This window comes from Streptomyces sp. NPDC057438 (assembly GCF_042802995.1).
Taxonomy (GTDB): Bacteria; Actinomycetota; Actinomycetes; order Streptomycetales; family Streptomycetaceae; genus Streptomyces.
Genome location: NZ_JBHVDD010000106.1, coordinates 1 through 22,637 on the forward strand (window position 1 = coordinate 1; position 22,637 = coordinate 22,637).

Annotated in this window: 19 protein-coding genes; 8 read left to right on the forward strand and 11 right to left on the reverse strand. The window is 71.9% G+C overall.

The window, feature by feature from the left end; all coding sequences use genetic code 11:
• Window positions 1-186 precede the first annotated feature (186 nt).
• Window positions 187-1,161: a helix-turn-helix transcriptional regulator gene (locus tag ACFU5F_RS36965; protein ID WP_383897279.1), complete on the reverse strand. Its 975-nt coding sequence runs from the start codon at window positions 1,159-1,161 to the stop codon at window positions 187-189.
• A gap of 61 nt (window positions 1,162-1,222) precedes the next feature.
• Between ACFU5F_RS36965 and ACFU5F_RS36970 the strand changes: the two genes are divergently transcribed.
• From ACFU5F_RS36970 to ACFU5F_RS36990, 5 genes are all read left to right on the forward strand, one after another.
• Complete coding sequence (locus tag ACFU5F_RS36970; RefSeq protein WP_383897281.1) at window positions 1,223-2,908, forward strand: MFS transporter; 1,686 nt, start codon at window positions 1,223-1,225, stop codon at window positions 2,906-2,908.
• A 401-nt stretch (window positions 2,909-3,309) separates the two neighbouring features.
• Window positions 3,310-4,122, forward strand: coding sequence for a DeoR/GlpR family DNA-binding transcription regulator (locus ACFU5F_RS36975; RefSeq protein WP_383897284.1), 813 nt, complete (start codon window positions 3,310-3,312; stop codon window positions 4,120-4,122).
• Window positions 4,119-5,066, forward strand: a complete 948-nt coding sequence (gene pfkB / locus ACFU5F_RS36980) for a 1-phosphofructokinase (RefSeq protein ID WP_383897286.1) — start codon at window positions 4,119-4,121, stop codon at window positions 5,064-5,066. The genes ACFU5F_RS36975 and pfkB overlap by 4 nt, the downstream gene beginning before the upstream one ends.
• Window positions 5,067-5,325: 259 nt before the next feature.
• Window positions 5,326-7,485, forward strand: a complete 2,160-nt coding sequence (locus tag ACFU5F_RS36985; RefSeq protein ID WP_383897289.1) for a fructose-specific PTS transporter subunit EIIC — start codon at window positions 5,326-5,328, stop codon at window positions 7,483-7,485.
• A gap of 215 nt (window positions 7,486-7,700) precedes the next feature.
• Window positions 7,701-7,979, forward strand: coding sequence for a hypothetical protein (locus ACFU5F_RS36990; RefSeq protein WP_383897292.1), 279 nt, complete (start codon window positions 7,701-7,703; stop codon window positions 7,977-7,979).
• 127 nt (window positions 7,980-8,106) lie between these two features.
• On the opposite strand, the gene ACFU5F_RS36995 is transcribed toward ACFU5F_RS36990, so the two are convergent.
• The 4 genes from ACFU5F_RS36995 to ACFU5F_RS37010 form a co-directional block, all read right to left on the reverse strand.
• The gene (locus ACFU5F_RS36995; protein ID WP_383897294.1) at window positions 8,107-8,865 is read right to left on the reverse strand and encodes a DUF6227 family protein; all 759 of its coding nucleotides are present in this window, start codon (window positions 8,863-8,865) and stop codon (window positions 8,107-8,109) included.
• A gap of 157 nt (window positions 8,866-9,022) precedes the next feature.
• The gene (locus tag ACFU5F_RS37000; protein ID WP_383897296.1) at window positions 9,023-10,240 is read right to left on the reverse strand and encodes an Ig-like domain-containing protein; all 1,218 of its coding nucleotides are present in this window, start codon (window positions 10,238-10,240) and stop codon (window positions 9,023-9,025) included.
• A gap of 307 nt (window positions 10,241-10,547) precedes the next feature.
• Window positions 10,548-11,579 carry a P1 family peptidase gene (locus ACFU5F_RS37005; protein ID WP_383897299.1) on the reverse strand — a complete coding sequence of 344 codons (1,032 nt, stop codon included), beginning with the start codon at window positions 11,577-11,579 and terminating at the stop codon, window positions 10,548-10,550.
• The gene (locus tag ACFU5F_RS37010) at window positions 11,569-12,930 is read right to left on the reverse strand and encodes a low temperature requirement protein A (RefSeq protein ID WP_383897301.1); all 1,362 of its coding nucleotides are present in this window, start codon (window positions 12,928-12,930) and stop codon (window positions 11,569-11,571) included. The genes ACFU5F_RS37005 and ACFU5F_RS37010 overlap by 11 nt, the downstream gene beginning before the upstream one ends.
• Window positions 12,931-13,142: 212 nt before the next feature.
• Here ACFU5F_RS37010 and ACFU5F_RS37015 point away from each other — a divergent pair, with 212 nt between their 5' ends.
• The gene (locus ACFU5F_RS37015; protein WP_383897304.1) at window positions 13,143-13,325 is read left to right on the forward strand and encodes a hypothetical protein; all 183 of its coding nucleotides are present in this window, start codon (window positions 13,143-13,145) and stop codon (window positions 13,323-13,325) included.
• A gap of 28 nt (window positions 13,326-13,353) precedes the next feature.
• On the opposite strand, the gene mscL is transcribed toward ACFU5F_RS37015, so the two are convergent.
• Entirely contained in the window at window positions 13,354-13,830 is a 477-nt protein-coding gene (gene mscL / locus ACFU5F_RS37020) for a large conductance mechanosensitive channel protein MscL (RefSeq protein ID WP_383897307.1), read from the reverse strand.
• Between the two features lie 102 nt (window positions 13,831-13,932).
• Window positions 13,933-14,457 (reverse strand): hypothetical protein, encoded by a 525-nt coding sequence (locus ACFU5F_RS37025; protein ID WP_383897341.1) that lies wholly within the window; start codon window positions 14,455-14,457, stop codon window positions 13,933-13,935.
• Here ACFU5F_RS37025 and ACFU5F_RS37030 point away from each other — a divergent pair.
• Window positions 14,426-14,551, forward strand: a complete 126-nt coding sequence (locus ACFU5F_RS37030) for a hypothetical protein (RefSeq protein WP_383897346.1) — start codon at window positions 14,426-14,428, stop codon at window positions 14,549-14,551. The two genes, ACFU5F_RS37025 and ACFU5F_RS37030, sit on opposite strands and share 32 nt — an antisense overlap.
• A 203-nt stretch (window positions 14,552-14,754) precedes the next feature.
• Here ACFU5F_RS37030 and ACFU5F_RS37035 read toward each other — a convergent pair whose 3' ends face one another.
• The 4 genes from ACFU5F_RS37035 to ACFU5F_RS37050 all read right to left on the reverse strand — a co-directional run bounded on the left by ACFU5F_RS37035 (window position 14,755) and on the right by ACFU5F_RS37050 (window position 19,528).
• The gene (locus ACFU5F_RS37035; protein WP_383897344.1) at window positions 14,755-15,633 is read right to left on the reverse strand and encodes an S-methyl-5'-thioadenosine phosphorylase; all 879 of its coding nucleotides are present in this window, start codon (window positions 15,631-15,633) and stop codon (window positions 14,755-14,757) included.
• Between the two features lie 248 nt (window positions 15,634-15,881).
• Complete coding sequence (locus ACFU5F_RS37040) at window positions 15,882-16,223, reverse strand: FmdB family zinc ribbon protein (protein ID WP_383897309.1); 342 nt, start codon at window positions 16,221-16,223, stop codon at window positions 15,882-15,884.
• 69 nt (window positions 16,224-16,292) lie between these two features.
• Complete coding sequence (locus ACFU5F_RS37045) at window positions 16,293-17,591, reverse strand: MFS transporter (protein WP_383897312.1); 1,299 nt, start codon at window positions 17,589-17,591, stop codon at window positions 16,293-16,295.
• A gap of 266 nt (window positions 17,592-17,857) precedes the next feature.
• The gene (locus ACFU5F_RS37050; protein ID WP_383897314.1) at window positions 17,858-19,528 is read right to left on the reverse strand and encodes a potassium/proton antiporter; all 1,671 of its coding nucleotides are present in this window, start codon (window positions 19,526-19,528) and stop codon (window positions 17,858-17,860) included.
• Window positions 19,529-19,761: 233 nt separating this feature from the next.
• On the opposite strand from ACFU5F_RS37050, the gene ACFU5F_RS37055 reads away from it, so the two are divergent.
• On the forward strand, window positions 19,762-22,602 hold the full coding sequence (locus tag ACFU5F_RS37055; RefSeq protein ID WP_383897317.1) for a penicillin acylase family protein: 2,841 nt from the start codon (window positions 19,762-19,764) through the stop codon (window positions 22,600-22,602).
• Window positions 22,603-22,637 lie beyond the last annotated feature (35 nt).

Here is a 22,637-nt window from a genome sequence, read left to right on the forward strand (position 1 = left end):
TCCCCCCCTGGCGCCGAAGCCCGGCTTCATTCCGTTCGCCGCCCGGACAGCGAGAAGGGCCACCCCGGACCTGAACCCCGGGGTGACCCGAACGGCAGATTGTGCCACAGGAAGCCCTCTCCGCCGGAGGCTCGGCGACGGCCGAACCCGCATGTCAGCGCGCTCGCGGAACCGGAGCCAGGTGCCTCACTCCTCGGCGCCGCCCGCAGCCCGGATCAGCCGCGCGCCCAACTCCCTTACGTATTCCATCAGTTGCGGCGGCTCGTGCACGATGAACTCACAGCCGACCATGGCCACCCGCACGGCCAGCCACTCCACGGAATCACCGACGGAAGCCCGCAGCCGGCAGCTGCGCTCGTCGACCGGTTCGGGCGTACCGAGCCAGCGGGGCAGCCGGGCCGCGATGAACTCGGCGGGCGCGGCGAAGGTGACGTCGAACGCGTACGTCTCCTGCCGCCGGTACACCGACTGCCGCAGATACTCCTCCGCACTCCCCGTGGGCAGCTCGCGCGGCGTGAACCGGGCGCCGGTGGCGAAGGGTTCTTCGACGCGGTCGACCCGGAAGGTGCGCCAGTCGGCGCGGTCGAGGTCGTACGCCACGAGATACCAGCGAAAGCCGGTCGAGACGAGCCGGTACGGCTCGCAGTGGCGCCGCGAGTCCGTGCCGTCGCCGGAACGGTAGGCGAAGCGCAGCCGCTCCCCGCCCGCCACCGCCGAGGCGATCACCGTCAGCGTCTCCGGTGCGACAGTCGCCCCGTCGCCGCTGGTCAGGGGTGTGGTGGCGGCCTGCAGTGTGGAGACACGGTGGCGCAGCCGCGACGGCAGCACCTGTTCGAGCTTGGCGAGCGCCCGTACGGACGCCTCGTCCACGCCCTCCACCGCGTGCCCGGCCCCGGCCCGCAGCCCGACCGCGATCGCCACGGCCTCCTCGTCGTCCAGGACGAGCGGGGGCATCGCCTTGCCCGCCACCAGCCGGTAGCCGCCCTCTGCGCCCATGGTCGCCTGCACCGGATAGCCCAGCTCGCGCAGTCGGTCGACGTCCCGCCGGACGGTCCGCCGCGAGACCCGCAGCCGCTCGGCGAGTTCACCGCCCGGCCACTCACGGGGCGTCTGGAGGAGGGAAAGCAGCTGAAGGAGTCGCGCCGGGGTGTCCGTAGTCATGCCCCGAGCATGCCGGAGAAGTAGGACACGATCTGACCTACTCGACCCCTACCTTCACAGCATGACCTCGACAACGAGCGCCCTGAAGGGGCGCGGGGAACTGCGCGACCAGTCCCGATCGACCGCCAGTGACCCGACCACCGCCACCGGAACAGCGCTCCCGTCACCCCCCGACGCCGACCGACGGCGCTGGATCGCCCTCGCCGTCGTCATGACGGCCGCCTTCATGGACCTCGTCGACGTCACCATCGTCAACATCGCCGTCCCCTCCATCCAGCGAAGCGAACACGCCTCGTTCAGCCAGATCCAGTGGATCACCGCCGGCTACGCCCTCGCCTTCGCCGCGGGTCTCGTCACCGGCGGCAGGCTGGGCGACATCCACGGCCGACGGCGGGTCTTCCTCCTGGGCATCGGCGGCTTCACGGTCGCCTCCGCGCTGTGCGGCCTCGCCGCGAACCCGGAGATGCTGGTGGCGGCGAGGATCGCGCAGGGCGCGACCGCCGCGCTGATGGTGCCGCAGGTGCTGTCGATCGTGCACGCGACCTTCCCGGCGCACGAACGCGGCAAGGTCTTCGGCCTGTTCGGGGCGATCGTGGGCCTGGGCGCGGTCTCCGGCCCGCTGCTCGGCGCCCTGCTCATCGAGTGGAACCCGCTCGGCCTGGAATGGCGGGCGATCTTCCTGATCAACCTTCCGGTCGGTGTCGCGGGCCTGATCCTTGGCCGCCGGTTCATCACCGAGTCCAGGGCCCCGCACGCCCTGAAGCTGGACCTCGTCGGCGTCGCGCTGGTCACGGCCGGTCTGCTGATGCTGCTCTACCCCCTCACCCGGGGCCGGGAGCTGGGCTGGCCGCTGTGGGGATACGTCTCGATGGCCGGCTCGCTCGCCGTGCTCGCGGCGCTGGTGGCGTACGAGCGGCGCAAGACCGCGCGCGACGGGTCCCCGCTCATCGAACTGTCGCTGTTCCGGGTCAAGAGCTTCGCGGCGGGCATCGCCGTGCAGACCGTCTTCGGCGTCGCCCTCGGGGTGTTCTTCCTCGTCTGGACGCTGTACCTGCAGACCGGCCTCGGCTGGAGCGTCCTGCGGGCCGGTCTCACCGGTGTCCCGTTCTCCCTCGCCGTGTCGGTCGCGGCCGGCGTCTCGGTCCAGAAGCTCGTCCCGCGCTTCGGCCGCAAGGTCCTCCAGGCGGGAGCGCTGCTGATGGCGGCCGGAGTCCTGCTCTACCTGGGCGCGTCGGCGCACTACGGCCAGGCCATCACTCCCTGGCAGATGGCCCTCCCGCTGGTCGTGATGGGCGCGGGCATGGGGCTCATCGTGGCCCCGCTGACCGACGCGATCCTCTCCGGGGTGCCGCGCGAGCACGCCGGGTCCGCGTCCGGGCTGATCAGCACGGTCCAGCAGATGGGCAACGCGCTGGGGCTCGGCCTGGTCGCCGTCGTCTTCTTCGGCGTCATGGACGACCACCTCGCGCCGGCCGACATCGGCCCCGCCTTCGTCGACTCCTTCGAGTACGCCCTCGGCTGGGTGGCCGCGGTCCTGTTCGCGATCTTCCTGCTGATGTTCGCGCTGCCGGCACGGGCTGCGGTGCAGACCGAGGCGACCGCGGAGAACGGTCAGCCGCCGTCGGTGAAGGCCAGTCAGCAGCCGTCCGCGGAGGCCAGTGAGTCGACGCCCGTGAAGGGCAGTGAGTCGACGCCCGTGCTGGCCGAAGTGCCGGCGTCCGTGACGGCCGGTGAGCCGGTGCGCTGACCGGCCGGGCGGCGGGTCTGCCCGCCGGGCGGCGATCGGCAGCGGGGCCGGGCACCTTCAGGGTGCCGGGCCCCGCTGCCGTCGTACGCACGCATCCGCCTCCCGGGCCGGCTCCCGCCCGTCGTACGCCCTGCCGCTCGCTCCCGCCTCTTGGCCCTGCTCCCGTCTCGTACGGCCGAGCGGTGTGGCCGGCACACCCCTGCCCCGCCGCGCGCGCCGTGCCCCACCCGGCATGCCCGTGTCGGCCCATCACGCACACTTGTGTCGCCCACCCCGCCCACTCATGCCCGATCATGCCTGCTCGTGCCTGTTTTACGTTCGAACCTGTTTACTTTCCGGACATCCCGGCGTAGTCTCCGATCGAAACCACAGAGTCGGGCACCAGTCGGAGGCGAACGGACATGTACGCACCCGAGCGGCAGCAGGAGATCCTCCGGCTCGCGCGGGACGGCGGCCGGGTGGACGTGGTGTCGCTGGCCGAGCAGTTCCAGGTCACGGCCGAGACGATCCGCCGGGACCTGAAGACCCTCGACCGTGCGGGTCTCGTCCAGCGCGTGCACGGCGGCGCGATCCCGGCCGGCCGCCTGGACTTCGAGCCCGACCTCGCCGAACGCGAGGGCACCGCCGCCGACCAGAAGGACCGCATCGCCCAGGCCGCCCTCGCCGAACTGCCGACCGACGGAACGATCGTCCTCGACGCCGGTACGACGATCGCGCGCCTCGCCGCCGCCATCCCGCTGGAGGCCGCGCTCACCGCGGTCACGCACAGCCTGCCCATCGCCGCCCGCCTCGCCGACCACCCGGGCATCCAGCTCCACCTGGTCGGCGGCCGCGTCCGCCACCGCACCCGCGCCGCCGTGGACGCCTGGGCGCTCAGGGCCTACGGCGAGATCCGCGCGGACGTCCTCTTCGTGGCCGCCAACGGCTTCTCCGTCGACCACGGCCTGACCACGCCCGACCTCGCCGAGGCCGCCGTGAAGCGGGCGGCGGTGGCCGCCGCCCGGCGTGTGGTGCTGCTCGCCGACTCCTCCAAGCACGGCCAGGAGCACTTCGCCCGCTTCGGCGACCTGAACGACGTGGACCTGCTCATCACCGACAGCGGGCTGAATCCCGAGGACGCCCTCACCATCGAACGCAAGGGCACCGAGGTGCTGCGCGTCCCCGGCACCGAACCCGGGGGCGGCTCCACCACCGGCCGGAAAGACCGCTCATGATCCTCACCGTCACCCCGAACCCGTCCCTCGACCGCACCTACGAGGTCCCCTCCCTCGACCGCGGCGAGGTCATCCGGGCCACCGGTGAGCGCATGGACCCGGGCGGCAAGGGCGTCAACGTCTCCCGGGCGGTCGCCGCCGCGGGCCGGCGCACCGTGGCCGTACTGCCCCTCGGCGGAGCACCCGGCGCGCTGGTCGCCGACCTGCTCGACGCCCAGGGCATCGAGGTCGCCCGGGTGCCGGTCGCCGGGGCGACCCGCTCCAACATCGCCCTCGCGGAGGCCGACGGCGTCCTGACGAAGATCAACGCACCCGGCCCCGAACTGTCCGCCGCCGAGCGGGAACTCCTCCTGGAAACGGTCCGCGCCCAGTCCGCCGACGCCTCCTGGATCGCCTGCTGCGGCAGCCTCCCGCGCGGCCTCGCCCCGTCCTGGTACGCCGAACTCGTCGCCCGCGCCCACGCGGCCGGCGCCCGCATCGCCCTGGACACCTCCGGCCCGGCCCTGCTCGCCGCGCTCCGCGAACGCCCGGACGTCGTCAAGCCCAACGCCGAGGAACTCGCCGAGGCCGTGGGACGCCCCCTCGCCACGGTCGGCGACGCCGCCAAGGCCGCGGAGGAGCTCCGCGAGATGGGAGCGGGCGTGGTGCTGGCCAGCCTCGGCGCCGACGGCCAGCTCCTCGTCGACGCCTCGGGCGCCTGGTTCGGCACCGCCCGTGTCGACGTCGTCCGCAGCAACGTCGGCGCCGGCGACTCCTCCCTCGCCGGGTTCCTGATCGCCGGCGGGCACGGCCCCGAGGCGCTGGCCTCGGCGGTCGCCCATGGCGCCGCGGCCGTCCAGCTCCCGGGCAGCGTCATGCCCACCCCGCGCGACCTGGATCCGGCGGCGGTGACGGTGACCTCGGAGGTGCCGATGGACCGGGTCCTGCGGGAGCCGGTGTCATGAACGGGCGAACGAGAGCGAACGTTCGTTTTAGCGGCGTTGGTGGACCGTGGGTGCGGTGGGACGATGGCCACGCCGGTGACGGCGCCGGTGACGGTGCTGGGCTGCCGCGAACGAACCTTCGTTTTTCCTTAGCCGCCGCCCCACCCCTCCTCCCCACCCCCCTCCCTGGGCAGGCCCCCGTGACCCACGCCCCCCACCCTCCCCTCCCCACCCCCGCCCACCACACCCCCCGGGCGATACGCGTGCGAAGGAGCCCGCGATGAGCGAGATGATCACCGCGGACCTGGTCGACCTCGACCTGTCCGCCGAGACGAAGGAAGCGGCGGCGCGTGCCCTCGCCGAGCGCATGGTGACGAAGGGCCGGGTCACCGACCTGGACGGCTTCCTCGCCGACGTGGCCGCCCGCGAGGCACAGATGCCCACCGGCCTCGACGGCGGCATCGGCATCCCGCACTGCCGCAGCGAGCACGTCACCGCGCCGACCCTCGCCTTCGGCCGCAGCACGGCCGGCGTCGACTTCGGCGCACCCGACGGCCCCGCCGACCTGATCTTCCTCATCGCCGCCCCCGCGGGCGCCGACGACGCCCACCTCACGATCCTCTCCTCCCTCGCCCGCCAGCTGATGAACACCGAGTTCACGGACGCACTGCGCGCCGTGGACGACCCGGCCCGCGCCGCAGCGCTCATCCGGGGCGACGCCCCCGGCGACGACGCGGCCGAGGGCACCGAACACTCCGCGGCGGCGTCGGGCGGAACGGCCTCCCCCGACGCCGCCGCGGTCAGCACCACCCCGGCGCCGACCGCCCCCGAGGAGGCCATCCCGGCCGCGGCCTCCGCAACCGGGACCGCCCCGACTGTGACCGCCCCGACCGGGACTGCTTCGGCCGAGGCCGACCCGGCGCCGACCGCCCCCGCCGAAGCCCGTCCCTTCCGTATCGTCGCCGTCACCTCCTGCCCCACCGGCATCGCGCACACCTACATGGCCGCCGAGTCGCTGGAGAACGCGGGCCGGGACGCCGGTGACGTCGAGCTGGTCGTCGAGACGCAGGGCTCGGCCGGCTTCTCCCGCCTGGACCCCGCGGTCATCGCCGCCGCCGACGGCGTGATCTTCGCCCACGACGTGCCCGTACGGGAGAAGGACCGGTTCGCCGGGAAGCCCACCGTCGACGTCGGCGTGAAGGCGGGCATCAGCCGCCCCGCCGCACTGATCGCCGAGGTCCGGGAGAAGGCCGAGCGCGGCGAGGTCACGGCCGCCGCCCGGCCCGGTACCCCCGTCGACCGCGCGGGCGAGTCCGGCGACGGCTACGGCACCAAACTGCGCAAGTGGCTGATGTCCGGCGTGAGTTACATGGTCCCCTTCGTCGCGGCCGGCGGTCTGCTGATCGCCCTCGGCTTCGCGATCGGCGGCTGGGAGATCAACCAGGCCAAGCCGGTCACCGAACACTTCGACTGGCTCCAGGTCGACAGCTGGGCGGCCCTGCTGTTCCAGATCGGCGCCGTCGCCTTCGGCTTCCTGATCCCGGTCCTCGCCGGATACATCGCCTACGGCATGGCGGACCGGCCGGGTCTCGTGCCCGGCTTCGTCGGGGGCATGATCGCCGCCAACATCAACGCCGGCTTCCTCGGCGGCCTGGTCGCCGGACTGATCGCCGGCGGAGTCGTCCTCGGCATCCAGCGGATCAAGATCCCGCCGGTGATGCGCGGCATCATGCCCGTGGTCGTGATCCCGCTGATCTCGTCGCTGATCGTCGGATTCCTGATGCTGGTGGTGATCGGCAAGCCCATCGCCGAGGCCCAGAAGGGCATGACGGACTGGCTGAGCGGCCTCTCCGGCAGCAACGCCGTCCTGCTCGGCATCCTCCTCGGCCTGATGATGTGCTTCGACCTGGGCGGCCCGGTCAACAAGGTCGCCTACGCCTTCGCCACCGCCGGCATCGCCGTGCAGGACCCCAGTCCCGCCGCGATGAAGATCATGGCGGCCGTCATGGCAGCCGGTATGGTCCCGCCGCTGGGCATGGCGCTCGCCACCACGATCCGCAAGAAACTGTTCACCACCACCGAGCGGGAGAACGGCAAGGCGGCCTGGGTGCTCGGCGCCTCGTTCATCTCCGAGGGAGCGATCCCGTTCGCCGCGGCCGACCCGCTGCGCGTGATCCCGGCCTCCATGGCCGGCGGCGCGGTCACCGGCGCGCTGGCCATGGCCTTCGGCTCGACCCTGCGCGCCCCGCACGGCGGCATCTGGGTCACTCCGCTGATCGGCAAGCCGCTCCTCTACCTGCTCGCCATCGCGGTCGGTACGGCCGTCACGGCCGGCCTGGTCATCCTCCTGAAGGGCCTGCGCAAGGCCCCGGCGGGCACCGCGCCCGACTCCGCGCCCACGGCCGCCGAGGAACGGACGAAGGAGCCGGTCGCGGCCTGAACCCGTGACCGTACGCAGGCCGCGGCCCTCTCCCGGCAGGGGCCGCGGCCTTACGCGTCCCGGCGGAGCGCCGTCGCACACACCCTGGCTCCGTGCGCCCTCGCCCCGCGCGCCCCTTTGGGCCGCTTTGCCGCGCGTATGACGTGTACGCCACACCTGCGAGATACGTCACGGTCCGGGCTCGAAGTCCCCTCCGGTGGTGTCTACTGGACGGCATGCCTGAGCACGTGTCGATCCTCCAGCCGTTGGGCCTGGCCGCCCTCGCCCTCGCGTCGGTCATCTGGGTCGCCGTGCTGGTCCGCGTACTGAACCGGGACCACCAGGTCCACCGAGGCCGCTTCGCCGCCCTGACCGGTCGGCGCGGGCAGCGCGTGTGGGGCCTGCCGCACCAGCGCCACAGGGGCCCGCACGTGGAGCACGTCGAGCTGACCCCGGCGGAACAGGACGCCTTCGCGTTCCTGGCCCGCCAGTTCAGCGACGACCGCCTCGCCTGACCCCGCCACCGACCGGGCCCGTCCAGGGCCCGTCAGGGGCCCTTCGTCGCCCGGTCCTGCGCCGCCCGGTCTGTCGTCCCTCGGCCCTTGCGCCGACGAAGCCGTACACGCTCGGCTCGGCCGGGCGTCAGCCGAGTGTTCCCGCCCGCCGCTCCATCGCGTCCCGGGCCGCGTCCTCCGTCGCGTACACCTCGCACATGTGACGCCCGTCCGCCGTGGCCGTGTGCTCGACCTCCCACAGGGAGATCTCCTGGCCGTCCGTGAGCAGGAACGCGTGCTCGTAGAGCGAGAAACTGAAGCCGGGCCGGCCGTGCCGTGCCGGACGGTGCGGCCGGCCGAAGGCCTGGGTGATCTCGTGCGCGAACGCGGTGCGCAGCAACAGCGTCGCGAGCTCGTCCCCCGGCGAGTCCGGGTTCTCCGCGCGCCGCAGCAGACGACGGGCATGGTCCGCCGAGTCGTCCGGCACGTACTCGTGGCGGGGCTCGGGGAACGCCGCCAGCTCCACGACGGCGGGCAGTTCGAAGTCTGCGGCGTCCGGCGGCAGCGGCAGGCGCGCCGTGGCCGCCCGCAGCTCCTCGTCGTCGGTGTACACCTCGTGCTGGATGTCGCTGCCGAGCGCCGTGTTGTGCACCAGCTCCCACAGAGTGACGGCCGAGCCGTCGGCCAGCAGCCAGGTGTGCCGGTACGTCGCCCGGTGCAGCCCCGAACTGTAATGCGCGGAGTGCAGCGAGCTGTCGTGGGCGAGGGCGCAGTCCAGCTGTCGGATCGTCTCGTCGGGCAGCTCGAAGGAGTTCAGGGCGCGGCCGAGGAGCCGCGCGAGGTGCTCCTCAGGAGACTCGGGCGACTCGGGTGGCTCGTACGCTGCCGTCTCGTACGGAACGCTCAAGGTTTCTCCCGGCGTTGCTGCATGTCACCTTGTGGGTGCATACCGTAGCCCCTCGGTAGGACATCATGTCCGGGAACCGAGAAAACGTACGCCCGTTGAACGACGGAGCCGCGCGGTCTGTTCCCGCGCGGCCCCACGAACTCGCTGAACGGAGTGGTCAGATGCCGTCTCCGGCCGTCCACTCGCTCCACGGCATGTTCCAGCCGTTGAGGCCGTTGTCCGGCGCGACCGTCTTGTCCGGGGAGTTCTTGACGATCACCACGTCGCCGATGAGGGAGTTGTCGAAGAACCACTTGCCGAGCGTGTCACCGTTCGCGCCCTGGGCGTCCGCGAGACCGATGCAGCCGTGGCTCGTGCCCTGGCGCCCGAAGGGCGGGTTGGAGCGGTCGTACCAGTAGTTGCCGTGGACGAAGGTGCCCGACGTCGTCAGCCGCATCGCGTTCGGCACGTCCGCGATGTCGTACTCACCGCCGAAGCCCACCGTCGACCCGTTCATCCGCGTCTGCCGGAACTTCTCCGAGATCACCATCTGGCCGTTGTACGTCGGGTTCGCGGCGGCACCCGCCGAGATCGGCACGGTCTTCAGCGTCTTGCCGTCCCGCTCGACCGTCATCGTCTGCGTGTTCACGTCGACCGTGGACACCTGCGAACGCCCGACCGTGAAGGTGACCGTCTTGTCCTGCACGCCGTAGAGGCCGTTCGCGCCCTCCACCCCGTCCAGGTCCAGCTTCATCGTGACCTTGGAACCGGCCTTCCAGTACTCCTCGGGCCGGAAGTCCAGGCGCTGCGCCCCGAACCAGTGCCCGACCACCTCCTGCCCGCTGCTCGACGTCACCTTGATGTGCGACTGCACGGCCTTCTTGTCCGTGATGGCCTTGTCGAACGTGAACGACACGGGCATCCCGACCCCGACCGTGGTGCCGTTGTCCGGGGTGTACGTCCCGATGAAGCTGTTGGCCGACGACACGGTCGTGAAGATGGAGTTGGCCGCCGCCGTCTTCCCGGTCGCGCTCTTCGCGGTCGCGGAGATCCGGTACTTCGTGCCGCGCTCCAACTGCTCCTTCGGCTTCCAGGACCGCCCGTCCGCCGCTATCTCGCCGGCGACGGCCGCACCGCCCTCTACGGCCGTCATCTTCACCTCGGTCAGCTTGCCGCCGCTGACCTTCACGCCGGTCGCGTTGATGGACGCGCCCGTCGACCCGTCCTTCGCCGAGATCGTGATCCGCGCCGCCGCGTCCCCCGCCGAAGTCCCCTTGCCACCGCTCTTGTTGTCGGCCTGGGCGTCCCCGCCGCAGCCGGTCAGGGTCAGCGCACCGACCACCAGCACGGCACAGGTCCCCAGTGCCCGCCGTACAGCAATCTTCGGCCTTGTCACGATCTGCTCCAGCTTCTTCGGGTCCGCGTGATCCGCGTGATCTACGTGCTCCGCTCCGTTACGTGGAGAGAGAGCGAGCGGCGGCCGAGCGGGTTCCCGCTGACTCCGGCCTGACGGCATCACGTGACAGAACCGGGACAATCACCCCCGGCGGCACCCGCTGAACGCTGGAACTACCGATCCCTCAGCCCCTTTTGCCCTCTTTGGGCCCATCCCCCCGTCCCCTCCCTCCCCCGTCCCCTCCCTCCCCCGTCCCCTCCCTCCCCCGGCCCCCTCCACGTCCCCTCGCCGCCCGCCCCCTCCGGCCTCACCCGTCTCCGTACAGCTCCCCGTACGACGGCCACGCGCCCCCCGGCCCGTCCACCGACTCGGCGGCCCGCACCGCCCGGACGATCGCCCGCGTCACCAGGTCGGCGCCCGCCGCGAGGAGTTCGTTGAGGGCGAGGGGGCCGGCCTGTGGCGGCAGCGGACGGGCGCCCGTCGCCAGGGTGAACACCGTGTCCCCGTCGTTGAGCAGATGCACGGGACGCACGGCGCGGGCGATGCCGTCGTGTGCCGTCCCGGCCAGCTTCTGGGCCTGGGCGCGGGTCAGGTCGGCGTCGGTGGCGACCACGGCCAGCGTGGTGTTCATCGGGGGAGGGGGGCCAAGCGCCGCGGCCTCCGCGATCCGGCGCCGCGCTCTCTCGTGGACCTCCGGCGCCGGATACGGCGTACGCCCCTGGAACAACTCCCCGTAGAGCACCCCCGTCTCCGGATCCGTCACCGAGCCGGCCGCGTTGGCCACCACCAGGGCGGCCACCGTGATGCCCGAGTCCAGCACGGTGCTCGCGGTGCCGATGCCGCCCTTGAGCAGCCCGACCGTCGCGCCCGTCCCGGCACCCACGCACCCCTCCGCCACCGGGGCGCCGGGCCCGTTCGCGTCGGCCGCCTCGACCGCGGCCCGGCCGAGGGCGGCATCCGGTCTGGCCCCGAAGTCCCCGCCCCGGCCCAGGTCGAAGACACAGGCGGCCGGCACCACCGGCACCACGTGCGCCGGGTCACGGCCGACCCGCACACCCCGCCCCCGCTCCTCCAGCCAGGCCATCACCCCCGACGCGGAGTCCAGCCCGTAGGCGCTGCCGCCGGTCAGGACCAGCGCCTCGACCTTCTGCACCAGGTTGCGGGGGTCCAGCGCGTCCGTCTCCTTGGTGCCGGGCCCGCCCCCGCGTACGTCCACGGCCGCGACCGCGCCGCCCACCGGGGCCAGCACGACCGTGGTCCCGGTCAGCCAGCCGCCGCCGGCCCGGGTGGCGTGACCGACCCGCAGGCCGGCGACGTCGGTGAGCGCGTCAACTGCCATGGGCGTCACTGGTGTGGTGGTCCGGGCCCGCGCCGGGGGCCTGCGGGGTTCCCTCGGTGCGGTGGTCGCGGACGGTGAGCGTGACCCCGACCGCGACCGTCGCGGCGGCCACGAGGCCGGCGGCCGGGGCCGCCCAGTGCCCCAGGAACGTGCACCCGACCACGGCCAGCGCGGAGAGCGGCAGAACGGCCTGCCGGGTCGTGCCCACCTTGTAGTGGCGGGCGTGCAGCGCCCACACGGAGAGGAGATACAGCGCCGTCGGCAGGGTCACCGCGGCGGACGCGGCCAGTGTGGAGATGTGCGCCTTGCCCACCACCTGCTCCACCGCGACCTCCAGCCCGGCACCGATCGCGGCCGCCGAGGCGAAGATCAGGTAGTGGCCGTAGCCCCACAGAAAGCTCTCCCTGCTGGAGCGCAGATGGCCGTGGATGGGAACGGTGAAGTAGACCCACCATGCCGAGAACACGATCAGCAGCCCGCCCACCGCGATCGGCAGCAGCTCGCCCAGCGCGTTCTCGTCGTCCACCGCCGACTTCACGGCGACCGTGGCCGCCAGGATCGTCTCGCCGAGCACGATGATGGTGAACAGGCCGTACCGCTCGGCGATGTGATGCGGATGCCAGGACGTCTGGAAGCCCTTCTCCGCGAACACCGGCACGCTCAGTTCGGCGATCGCCATCACCAGGAACAGCCACGGTCTGGCCGGCTCCGGCAGGACCAGCAGCCCCAGCCAGCCGATCTGGCAGAGCGCCACACCGCCCGCGTACCGCAGGGCCGTGGTCCGCTCGGCGCCCGTCGCGGTCCGCGCGGCCCGCAGCCACTGCGCGGTCATCGCGAGCCGCATGATCACGTATCCGAGCACGACGAGCAGCCAGTCGTGGTCCTCGAAGGCCCGGGTGACCCCGGCGGCAAGCACCAGCACACCGGTGATCTGGACGAGCGTCACCAGCCGGTACGGCACGTCGTCGTTGTCGTAGGCCGAGGCGAACCAGGTGAAGTTCATCCAGGCCCACCAGATCGCGAAGAACACCATCGCGTAGTTGGCGATGCCCTCGGCCGCGTGTTCCTCCGCGACGGAGTGCACCAGCTGGACACCCGCCTGGGCGACGGCGACCACGAAGCACAGGTCGAAGAAGAGTTCCAGGGGCGAGGCGACCCGGTGTTCCTCCCCGCGCCCCCGTGCGACCAGCCTGCGTACCGGAGCTCGGCGGATACCGGACGCGGAGGTCGAAGCCGGCGGCGAGGACGAGGACGACGGCCGGGGCGCGGCCGAGGCGGTGCCGTCGCCCGGTTCCGGTTCCGGTTCCGGTTCCGGAGCCGAGGGGGTCGAGGGCGTGGAACGGGACGTCATGCGGCCAAGCAGACCAGATAACCCGGGGGAATTCTCGCTCGGGTACGCACAAGTTCCCGGGGGGACCGACGGAGTGCGCGGACGGGCCCGGCGGCCGCGTGAACGGGCCAGGCGAAGGCGCGCACCGGCCCGGCGGACACCTGGACGGGCCGGGGGAGAGATCCGTGGTCGGCCGTCGGCCGGGACCGGGCCCGGGGCCGTACTCTGGAGGCATGAGTGACGCTCCCGCCCCCGAACCGCGTGACCCCAAGGCCGCGCTGGTCTTCGACGACCCGTTCAGCCGGCCGTCCTCCGACGACACGGACCACGGGTGGGGCGAGCGTCCCGATGCCGGCGGCGACAGCGCGGCCGACCTGAAGCGCTTCCTCGACGAGAAGCCGCCCCACCACCTCTGACACCGCCGACCGAGGGCCGCGAGAACCGCTACGTGCGGTCGTGGCCGGAGCCGCGCTGGGCCACCAGGGCGTCGCGGATCTCCTTCAGGACCTCCAGCTCGGTCACCTCCATGACCTCGTGCGCGCCCTCCTTCGCCTTGCGGCGGGCCTCCTGACGGGCCAGGTACTTGGCCATGGGAAGCACCATCAGGAAGTAGACGACGGCCGCGGTGATGAGGAACGTGAGCGTCGCGTTCAGCACCGTGCCCCAGAGGATCGCGACGCCGTCGGTGACCGTCCCGTCCGCCGCCACCTCGCAGGGGGCCTTCAGGCACGACCGGTACTGGTCGAGGTTCTTCGTGCCGAACGCCCCCACCAGCGGGCTGATGACCCCCTTCACCACCGAGTTGACGATGTTGGTGAAGGCCGCGCCGATGACCACGGCGACGGCCAGGTCGACGACGTTCCCCCGCATCAGGAAGGCCTTGAAGCCCTCCCAGACGCCCGGCTCCTTCTGCTTGCTCACCACGAGACCCTTCCGCGCTGCTTGTGGAACAAATGACTCCGCAACCTACGGCAGGGCTCGGCCCCTGTGTCCAGTCGGGTTCCACCATCGTGGGCCCTGACGTCACCACAGCGTCACCGCCAGCCGGGACGTGGCTCCCGCGCCGGCCAGCCGGGCCGCGGTGCGGCGGGGCACGGTCAGGACGACCAGGGCTCCGCTCTCGGCGGCGTCGGCGGCCGGCACCTTGGACACACGGGCGCCGCGGGCCACGATCCGTGCGGCGCCGGCGCCCGTCGCCGACTCCTCGGCCGCGATCACGTCGACGCGGTCGCCGGGGCGCAGCAGCCGTACCGTCGCGCCGTCGGCGATGCGTACCGGCGCGGTCACCGTCCCGACGGAGGCGGGGCGTTCGGGGACCGGGTCTGCCACGGGATGGCCCCTGACCCGCCCGGTCTCCCGGGGTCCCGCTCCCGTCACCAGCAGGGCGGCGGCGGTGACCGCCAGGCCCGCGGCCATGGCCCGACGCCGGCAGCGGGCGAGACGGCGGAGCCGGTGCGCCCCACCGCGCACCCGGAGCGGCGCGAAGTGCGGGACCTCGCAGGTGGGAGGAGCGTCGGTGCCGGGCGGGCCGACGGCCCAGGAGGGCAGCCGCGCGGGGGCGGGTGTGGATGAGGACGGCAACGGCGACGAGGACGGGCACGGCGACGATGTCGGGGACGGCAACGGGGACACGTACCCGTGAGGGGGCCGGGGCGACTGCTCGTGCGAGGGACGGGACATGGGGACCACCACCTGCTGTGTGAGATCGGCTCGCGGTCCCACGATGAGGCTCGGCGGCGAAGCCCGCCGAAGCCTGTGGACCACCGGCCGACTGGGGATAACCCCACCACCCGAACGAGGAGTTCCGCCGGGTCGCCGCATCGGGCGCCCTCCGTCACGGCGGCGTCAGGGCAGCTCGAACCCCGGGTCCATCCCGCCGAGCGCCGTAGCGCACAGACAGTCGCGACCGTCGTTCGGCGGCAGCGCGGCGACCGCGTCGAAGAGGACGCCCCGCAACCGGTCGACGTTCGCGGCGAAGACCCGCAGGACCTCCTCGTGCGAGACGCCCTCGCCGGTCTCGGCGCCGGCGTCGAGGTCGGTGACCAGGGTGAGGGTGGAGTAGCAGAGTTCCAGTTCGCGGGCGAGGACCGCCTCGGGGTGGCCGGTCATTCCGACGACGGACCAGCCCTGCGCCTGGTGCCACAGGGACTCGGCGCGGGTGGAGAAACGGGGACCTTCGACGACCACCAGGGTGCCGCCGTCCACCGGTTCCCAGTCCCGGCCGCGCGCCGCCGCGAGGGCGGCCTCGCGGCCCACGGGGCAGTAGGGGTCGGCGAGGGAGACATGGACTACGTTCGGGACGGCCCCGCCCGGCAGCGGAAGGCCGTCGAAGTAGGTCTGGGTGCGGGACTTGGTGCGGTCCACCAGCTGGTCCGGGACGAGGAGCGTGCCCGGTCCGTACTCCGGTCGCAGACCGCCCACCGCGCACGGGCCGAGCACCTGGCGTGCCCCCACGGAACGCAGCGCCCACAGGTTGGCCCGGTAGTTGATGCGGTGCGGTGGAAGATGGTGCCCACGGCCGTGGCGCGGCAGGAAGGCGACGCGGCGTCCGGCGATCTCGCCGAGGAAGAGGGAGTCGCTGGGGGGCCCGTAGGGGGTGTCCACCTGTATCTCGGTCACGTCGTCGAGGAAGGAGTAGAAGCCCGACCCCCCGATGACGCCGATCTCCGCCAAATCCGTTGCCGCGGTGCCGTCCGCCGCCCCGACCGCCCTGCTCTCCGGCACGCCGACCTTCCTGCTCTCCGCCCCGCCGACCGCCGTGCTCTCCGCCGCGCCGACCGCCCTGCTCTCCGGCGCGCCGAACGTCGTGCGCGCCGCCGGACCGTCAGCCGCGCCGCCGGCCGCGCTCGTCCCGCCCGCCGGCCCCGCCCCGTCCGCCACCTGCTCCGTGTTCGCCATGCCCGCACCCTAACCGGGCCGGGACACGCCGAAGACCCCGCCGTCCTGTGACGGCGGGGTCCCGGGCTGACGTGCTAGGCCGCCGAGGTGCTGCTGGTGGAGGAAGAGCCCGCGGACGACGACGTCGACTTCGAGTCCGAGGACGACGAACCGGACGACGACGAGGACGACCCGGACTTGGCGTCCGAGGACGACTTCGTGTCCGACTTCGACGTCGCGGGGCTGCTGCTCGACGAGGAGCCGCGGCTGTCGTTCCGGTAGAAACCGGAGCCCTTGAAGACGATGCCGACCGCGGAGAACACCTTCTTGAGGCGGCCGTTGCAGGCGGGGCACTCGGTCAGGGCGTCGTCGGTGAACTTCTGCACCGCTTCGAGGCCCTCACCGCATTCGGTGCACTGGTACTGGTACGTCGGCACTGGTCTTCCTCCTGGCACTCTCACTCGATGAGTGCTAACGACGGTCCATAGTGACCTATTCCCCCGGGATCAGTCCACTGTCACCGGCACTCGGTGACCGACGACACGCGCGACGGTACGGCTCCGGGGGGTGCCCACCAGCCTCGTACGCAGCGTGAACAGGGTCGCCAGGGCCAGCGCGGTACCGGCCGCGGGCACCAGGAATCCGGCGCCGGTCCACAGCCGGTCCTCCAGCTGTCCGGCGGCCGTGACGGCGGCCGCCTGGCCGAGCGCGACCGCGCCGGTGAGCCAGGTGAAGGCCTCCGTGCGGGCACCGGACGGGACCAGCGAGTCGACCAGCGTGTAGCCGGTGATCAGGGCGGGGGCGATGCACATGCCGACCAGCAGGCCGAGCGCGGCGAGGACGAGCACCGAGTCGGCGGTCCACAGGGCCGAGGCGGCCAGCGCGAGGGCCGCGTAGCCGACGATCAGGCGCCGCTGCGGGGCCGCCTTCCAGGCGATCGCGCCGCAGACGATGCCGGAGAGCATGTTGCCGGCGGCGAAGACGCCGTACAGGACGCCGTTCAGGCCGGGCTCGCCGATCGACTCGGAGAAGGCGGCGAGCGAGACCTGCATGCCGCCGAAGACGGAGCCGATGCCCAGGAAAGTGACGACCAGGACGCGCACGCCGGGGACGGACAGGGCGGAGACGCGCTCCGCGCACGCGTGCGCCATCGGGACGACCTTGGGCTGGGTGCCGCGCTGCGCGGCGAACAGCAGACCGCCGACGAGGGTGAGCCCGGCCTCCGTGAACAGGCCGGCGGCCGGGTGCACGGCGGTGCAGAGCGCGGTCGCGAGCAGCGGGCCGAGCACGAAGGTCAGCTCGTCGGTGACGGACTCGAAGGCGGCTGCGGTGCTCATCAGGGGCGTGCCCTGGAGCTTGACGCCCCAGCGGGCCCGCACCATCGGGCCGACCTGCGGCACCGACGCGCCGGTCGGTACGGCGGCGACGAACAGCGCCCACAGGGGGGCGTCCATCAGGGCCAGAGCCGTCAGGCTGAGGCCGGCGGCGCCGTGGACGAGGACGCCGGGGATCAGGACGGCCCGCTGCCCGTGCCGGTCGGCGAGACGGCCGCTGTAGGGGGCGAACAGCGCCATGGAGACACCGGTGGCGGCGGCCACGGCGCCCGCCGCCCCGTACGAGCCGGTGGTGTGCTGGACCAGCAGCACGATGGAGAGGGTCAGCATGGCGAACGGCTGGCGGGCCGCGAAGCCGGGGAGGAGGAACGTCCACGCGCGCGGGGTGCGCAGCAGCTGCCCGTATCCCGGGCGGGACGTCTTCGAGGTGCGAGGGGTGCGTGAGGTGTTCGAGGTGACCGTGGATGCCACGGCCGTGCCTTTCCGCCGCCTGGTAGCGCGCCCGTGCGGGGGGCGCCGAGAGCTGTCCTCTTGCGCTACTGCGGTAGATGCCGGGGCCCACTGCGAGGGGCGTCCCGGCCGCCATACGGTCGCGCCAGCTCTGCGTCAGGCAGAGTTGGTCCGATCAAGTGCGCCTTCATCGTACAGGGATGATCGGCCCTGTCGCCTGTGAAAACGAGCACCCTGGACGGCCGCGCCCCCGATTCCGGAGGGTGTGAACAGCGCGAAACTTGCCCTTAACGCCCTGTCCCGCCCTTGCCGCCACCGCTCCCGCCGCCCTTGCCGCCACCGCTCCCGCCGGCCTTCCCGCCACCGTTCGCGTCCCCGTTCCCGTTCCCGGTCCCGAGCCAGTAGGCCAGCTTGCCGCCCTGGCCGACGGCCCGGAGGCGGCGTTCGGCCTGGTCGCGGACCGGGTCCGTGGCGACGACGAGCAGTTCGTCGCCGCGCCGCAGCACCGTGGTCGGCAGGGGCACGAAGGAGGTGCCGTCGCGGACGACGAGGGTGACGGCGGCGCCCGGGGGGAGCCGCAGCTCGTTGACCTCGACGCCGTGCATCCGGGACTTCTCGGGGATGGCGACGGACAGCAGGTGGCCGCGCAGCCGCTCCAGTGGTGCCGACTCGATGCCGAGGTCGGCGGCGGCCTCGCCGGAGTCGCCCAGCCGCAGCTTGCGGGCCAGCCAGGGCAGTGTCGGCCCCTGGACGAGGGTGTAGACCACGACCAGCACGAAGACGATGTTGAAGATCCGGCGGCTGCCCTCGATCCCGCTCACCATGGGGATCGTCGCCAGGATGATGGGCACCGCGCCGCGCAGGCCGGCCCACGACAGCAGGGTCTGCTCGCGCCACGGGACCCGGAACGGCGTCAGCGCGACGACGACGCTCAGCGGTCGCGCCACCATGGTCAGCACCAGGCCGATGACGAGCGCGGGCCAGATGTCGTCGCCCATCTCGTGCGGGGTGACGAGCAGACCGAGCAGGACGAACATGCCGATCTGGGCGATCCAGCCGACGCCCTCCGCGAAGCCGCGGGTGGCCGGCCAGTGCGGCAGCTTGGCGTTGCCGAGGACGACGGAGGCCAGGTAGACGGCGAGGAAGCCGCTGCCGTGGGCCATGGCGCCGGCCGCGTAGGCGGTGACGGCGATGGCCATGACGGCGATCGGGTAGAGGCCGGAGGCGGGCAGTGCCACGTGCCGCAGGGCCCAGGAGCCCAGCCAGCCCACCGCGAGGCCGATCGCGGCGCCGATCGCCAGTTCCAGCGTTATCTCGCCGATGAGCACGTACCAGTGTTCGACCGGTCCGGTCATGGAGAGCGCGGCGACGAGGATGACGACGGGGGCGTCGTTGAAGCCGGACTCGGCCTCCAGGGTGCCCGTCACGCGCGAGGGGAGGGGGATCTTGCGCAGCACGGAGAAGACGGCCGCCGCGTCCGTGGAGGACACGACCGCCCCGATGATGAGTGACTGCCGCCACTCCAGCCCGATCAGATAGTGCGCCCCCGCGGCCGTGACGCCGACGCTCACCGCGACCCCGGCCAGCGCCAGTGAGGTGGCGGCCGGCAGGGCCGGTTTGATCTCCTTCCACTTCGTGCCGAGGCCGCCCTCCGCGAGGATCACGACGAGGGCCGCGTAGCCGATGACCTGGGTCAGTTCGGCGTTGTCGAAGTGGATGTCGCCGATGCCGTCCTGGCCCATGGCGATGCCGATGCCCAGGTAGACGAGCAGGCTGGGGAGCCCGCTGCGTGACGAGATCCGGACCGCGGCGACCGCGACCAACAGGACGAGCGAGCAGACGAGCAGGAGCTGGTTGAGACCGTGGACAGTCAGAGGGCCGTACCTTTCTCGCCGAACCGCACGTGGTTCCGGATGGGGATGCCGAGCACTGGATGCGGGGCACGCGCGCGTGGGCATGCCGAGCCGATCACGGAAACCGTGCGATTGCGGTTACGTCAGTGCAAGTACTTCGTTACCTTACCTAACTCTTGACGATTTCTTGACGCTCGCGAGGGCAAGATCGAACAGCCGTCCGCGCCAGTTCCCGACTCCGCGTCAAGTCGTGCCGGGCCCTGCGCCTATGGTTGCTCCAGCGTTCAGTACAAAGCACAGCCCGACCTGCCGCTCGTGTTAGGACAGCAAGGACAGCGATGCCCACCGACAATCCCGCCTCCTCCGGCCAGCAGTCCGGCAAGTCCGGCAGGAAGAAGGGACGCAAAGTCCGTCTTCTCCTGATCGTCCTGGTTCTGGCCATCATCGGTGGCGTCGGCTACGGGGCGTTCTGGTCCGTCTCCACCGTGCGCGCCTCCTTCCCCCAGACCAAGGGTTCGATAACCCTGGACGGTCTGTCGGGGCCGGTCGACGTCAAGCGTGACGGCCACGGAATCCCGCAGATCTACGCCTCCTCCGACGAGGACCTGTTCATGGCGCAGGGCTACGTCCAGGCGCAGGACCGGTTCTACGAGATGGACGTGCGCCGCCACATGACGGCCGGCCGCCTCTCGGAGATGTTCGGCGAGAGCCAGGTCGACACCGACGAGTTCCTGCGCACCCTCGGCTGGCACCGCATCGCCGAGGAGGAGTACGAGAAGACGCTCTCGGCCGAGACGAGGAAGTACCTCGACGCGTACGCCAAGGGGGTCAACGCCTACCTCGCGGGCAAGGACGGCGCCGACATCTCGCTGGAGTACGCGGCCCTCGGCTTCGAGAACGACTACAAGCCCGAGGAGTGGACCCCGGTCGACTCGGTCGCCTGGCTGAAGGCGATGGCCTGGGACCTGCGCGGCAACATGCAGGACGAGATCGACCGCGCCCTGATGACCAGCCGCCTCGGCCCGAAGCAGATCGCCGACCTGTACCCGCAGTACCCGTACGACCGCAACGGGACGATCGTGCGGGAGGGCCAGTACGACGAGCTGACCAAGACCTGGTCGGACGGGTCGGGCTCCCCGCAGAACGCCGACGGCTCCACGCAGGGCACCGGCGGCACCGGGACCGGCACCGGCGCCGGTCAGGGCACCGCAGGCTCCACGCAGGGCACCGGCGGCACGGGAACGGGCACCGGCACCGCCGCGGGTACGTCCACGGACTCCGGAGCCCTCCAGACCCAGTTGGACGGTCTCTACAACGTCCTGGAGGACCTGCCCGAGGCCGTCGGCGTGAACGGCAACGGCATCGGATCCAACTCCTGGGTCGTCTCCGGCGACCACACCATCACCGGCAAGCCGCTCCTCGCCAACGACCCCCACCTGTCGGCGTCGCTGCCCTCGGTCTGGTACCAGATGGGCCTGCACTGCAAGGCCGTCTCCGCCAAGTGCCAGTACGACGTCTCCGGCTACACCTTCGCGGGGATGCCCGGCGTGGTCATCGGTCACAACGCGGACATCGCCTGGGGCATGACCAACTCCGGCGTCGACGTCACCGACCTGTACCTGGAGAAGCTCACCGGCGACGGCTACCAGTACGGCAGCAAGGTCCTGCCCTTCGACACCCGTGAGGAGACCATCGAGGTCGCCGGCGGCGAGTCGAAGAAGATCGTCGTCCGGCTCACCAAGGACGGCAGCCCGCTGCTCTCGGACCGCAGCAACGAACTGGTCCAGGTCGGCAAGAAGGCCACCGTGGACCAGGACGCCCCCGACCGCGGCGACGGCTACGGCATCGCCCTGCGCTGGACCGCGCTCGACCCCGGCACCTCCATGGACGCCGTCTTCGCCATGAACAAGGCGAAGGGCTGGGAGGACTTCCGCAAGGCCGCCACCCTGTTCGACGTCCCCTCGCAGAACCTGATCTACGCCGACACCGAGGGCCACATCGGCTACCAGCTGCCCGGCAAGATCCCCACCCGGGGCCGCGGCGACGGCTCGATCCCCGCGCCCGGCTGGGACGCCAGGTACCGCTGGACCGGCTACATCGACCAGGACGAACTGCCCTGGGAGTTCGACCCCGAGCGCGGCTACATCGTCACCGCCAACCAGGCCGTCGTCGGCAAGAAGTACCCGTACACGCTCACCACCGACTGGGGCTACGGCACGCGCGCGCAGCGGATCACCAGTCTCATCGAGTCGAAGATCAAGGGTGGCGGCAAGATCTCCACCGACGACATGCGGCAGATGCAGATGGACAACAGCAGCGAGATCGCCAAGCTGCTGGTGCCGCTGCTGCTCAAGATCGACGTGAACGACCCGCACATCCGCGAGGCACAGAAGCTCCTTGAGGGCTGGGACTACACGCAGGACGCCGACTCGGCGGCCGCCGCGTACTTCAACTCGGTCTGGCGCAACATCCTCAAGCTCGCCTTCGGCAACAAGCTGCCCAAGGAACTGCGTGTCGAGGGCCAGTGCCTGTCGGTGGAGCCGGTCGACGCCACCGGACCCGCCGACGAGGACCGCCGGGTGCGCGAGTGCGGCAGGCGCGACGCGGATCAGGCACAGCCCGACGGCGGCGACCGCTGGTTCGAGGTGGTCCGCCGGATCATCGACGACCAGGACAACGCCTGGTGGTCCGCGCCGAAGACCCGCACCCTGGGCGCCGTCGACACCCGCGACGAGCTGTTCAACCGGGCCATGCGGGATGCCCGCTGGGAGCTGACCGCCAAGCTCGGCAAGGACATCGACACCTGGAGCTGGGGCCGGCTGCACCGGCTGTTCCTGAAGAACCAGACCCTCGGCACCGCGGGCCCCGGTTTCCTCAAGTACATGCTCAACCGCGGCCCCTGGAAGCTCGGCGGCGGCGAGGCCACGGTCAACGCCACCGGCTGGAACGCGGCGGGCGGCTACGAGGTGGTCTGGGTGCCCTCGATGCGCATGGTGGTGAACCTCGGGGACCTCGACAAGTCCAAGTGGATCAACCTCACCGGCGCCTCCGGGCACGCGTACAACGCGCACTACACCGACCAGACCGACAAGTGGGCCAAGGGCCAGCTGCTGACCTGGTCGTTCTCGGACAAGGCCGTCGAACGCGGCACGAGCGACACACTGCTGCTGAAACCGTGACGCCGTCCTGAACAACGGAAAGCGGCCCTCCACGC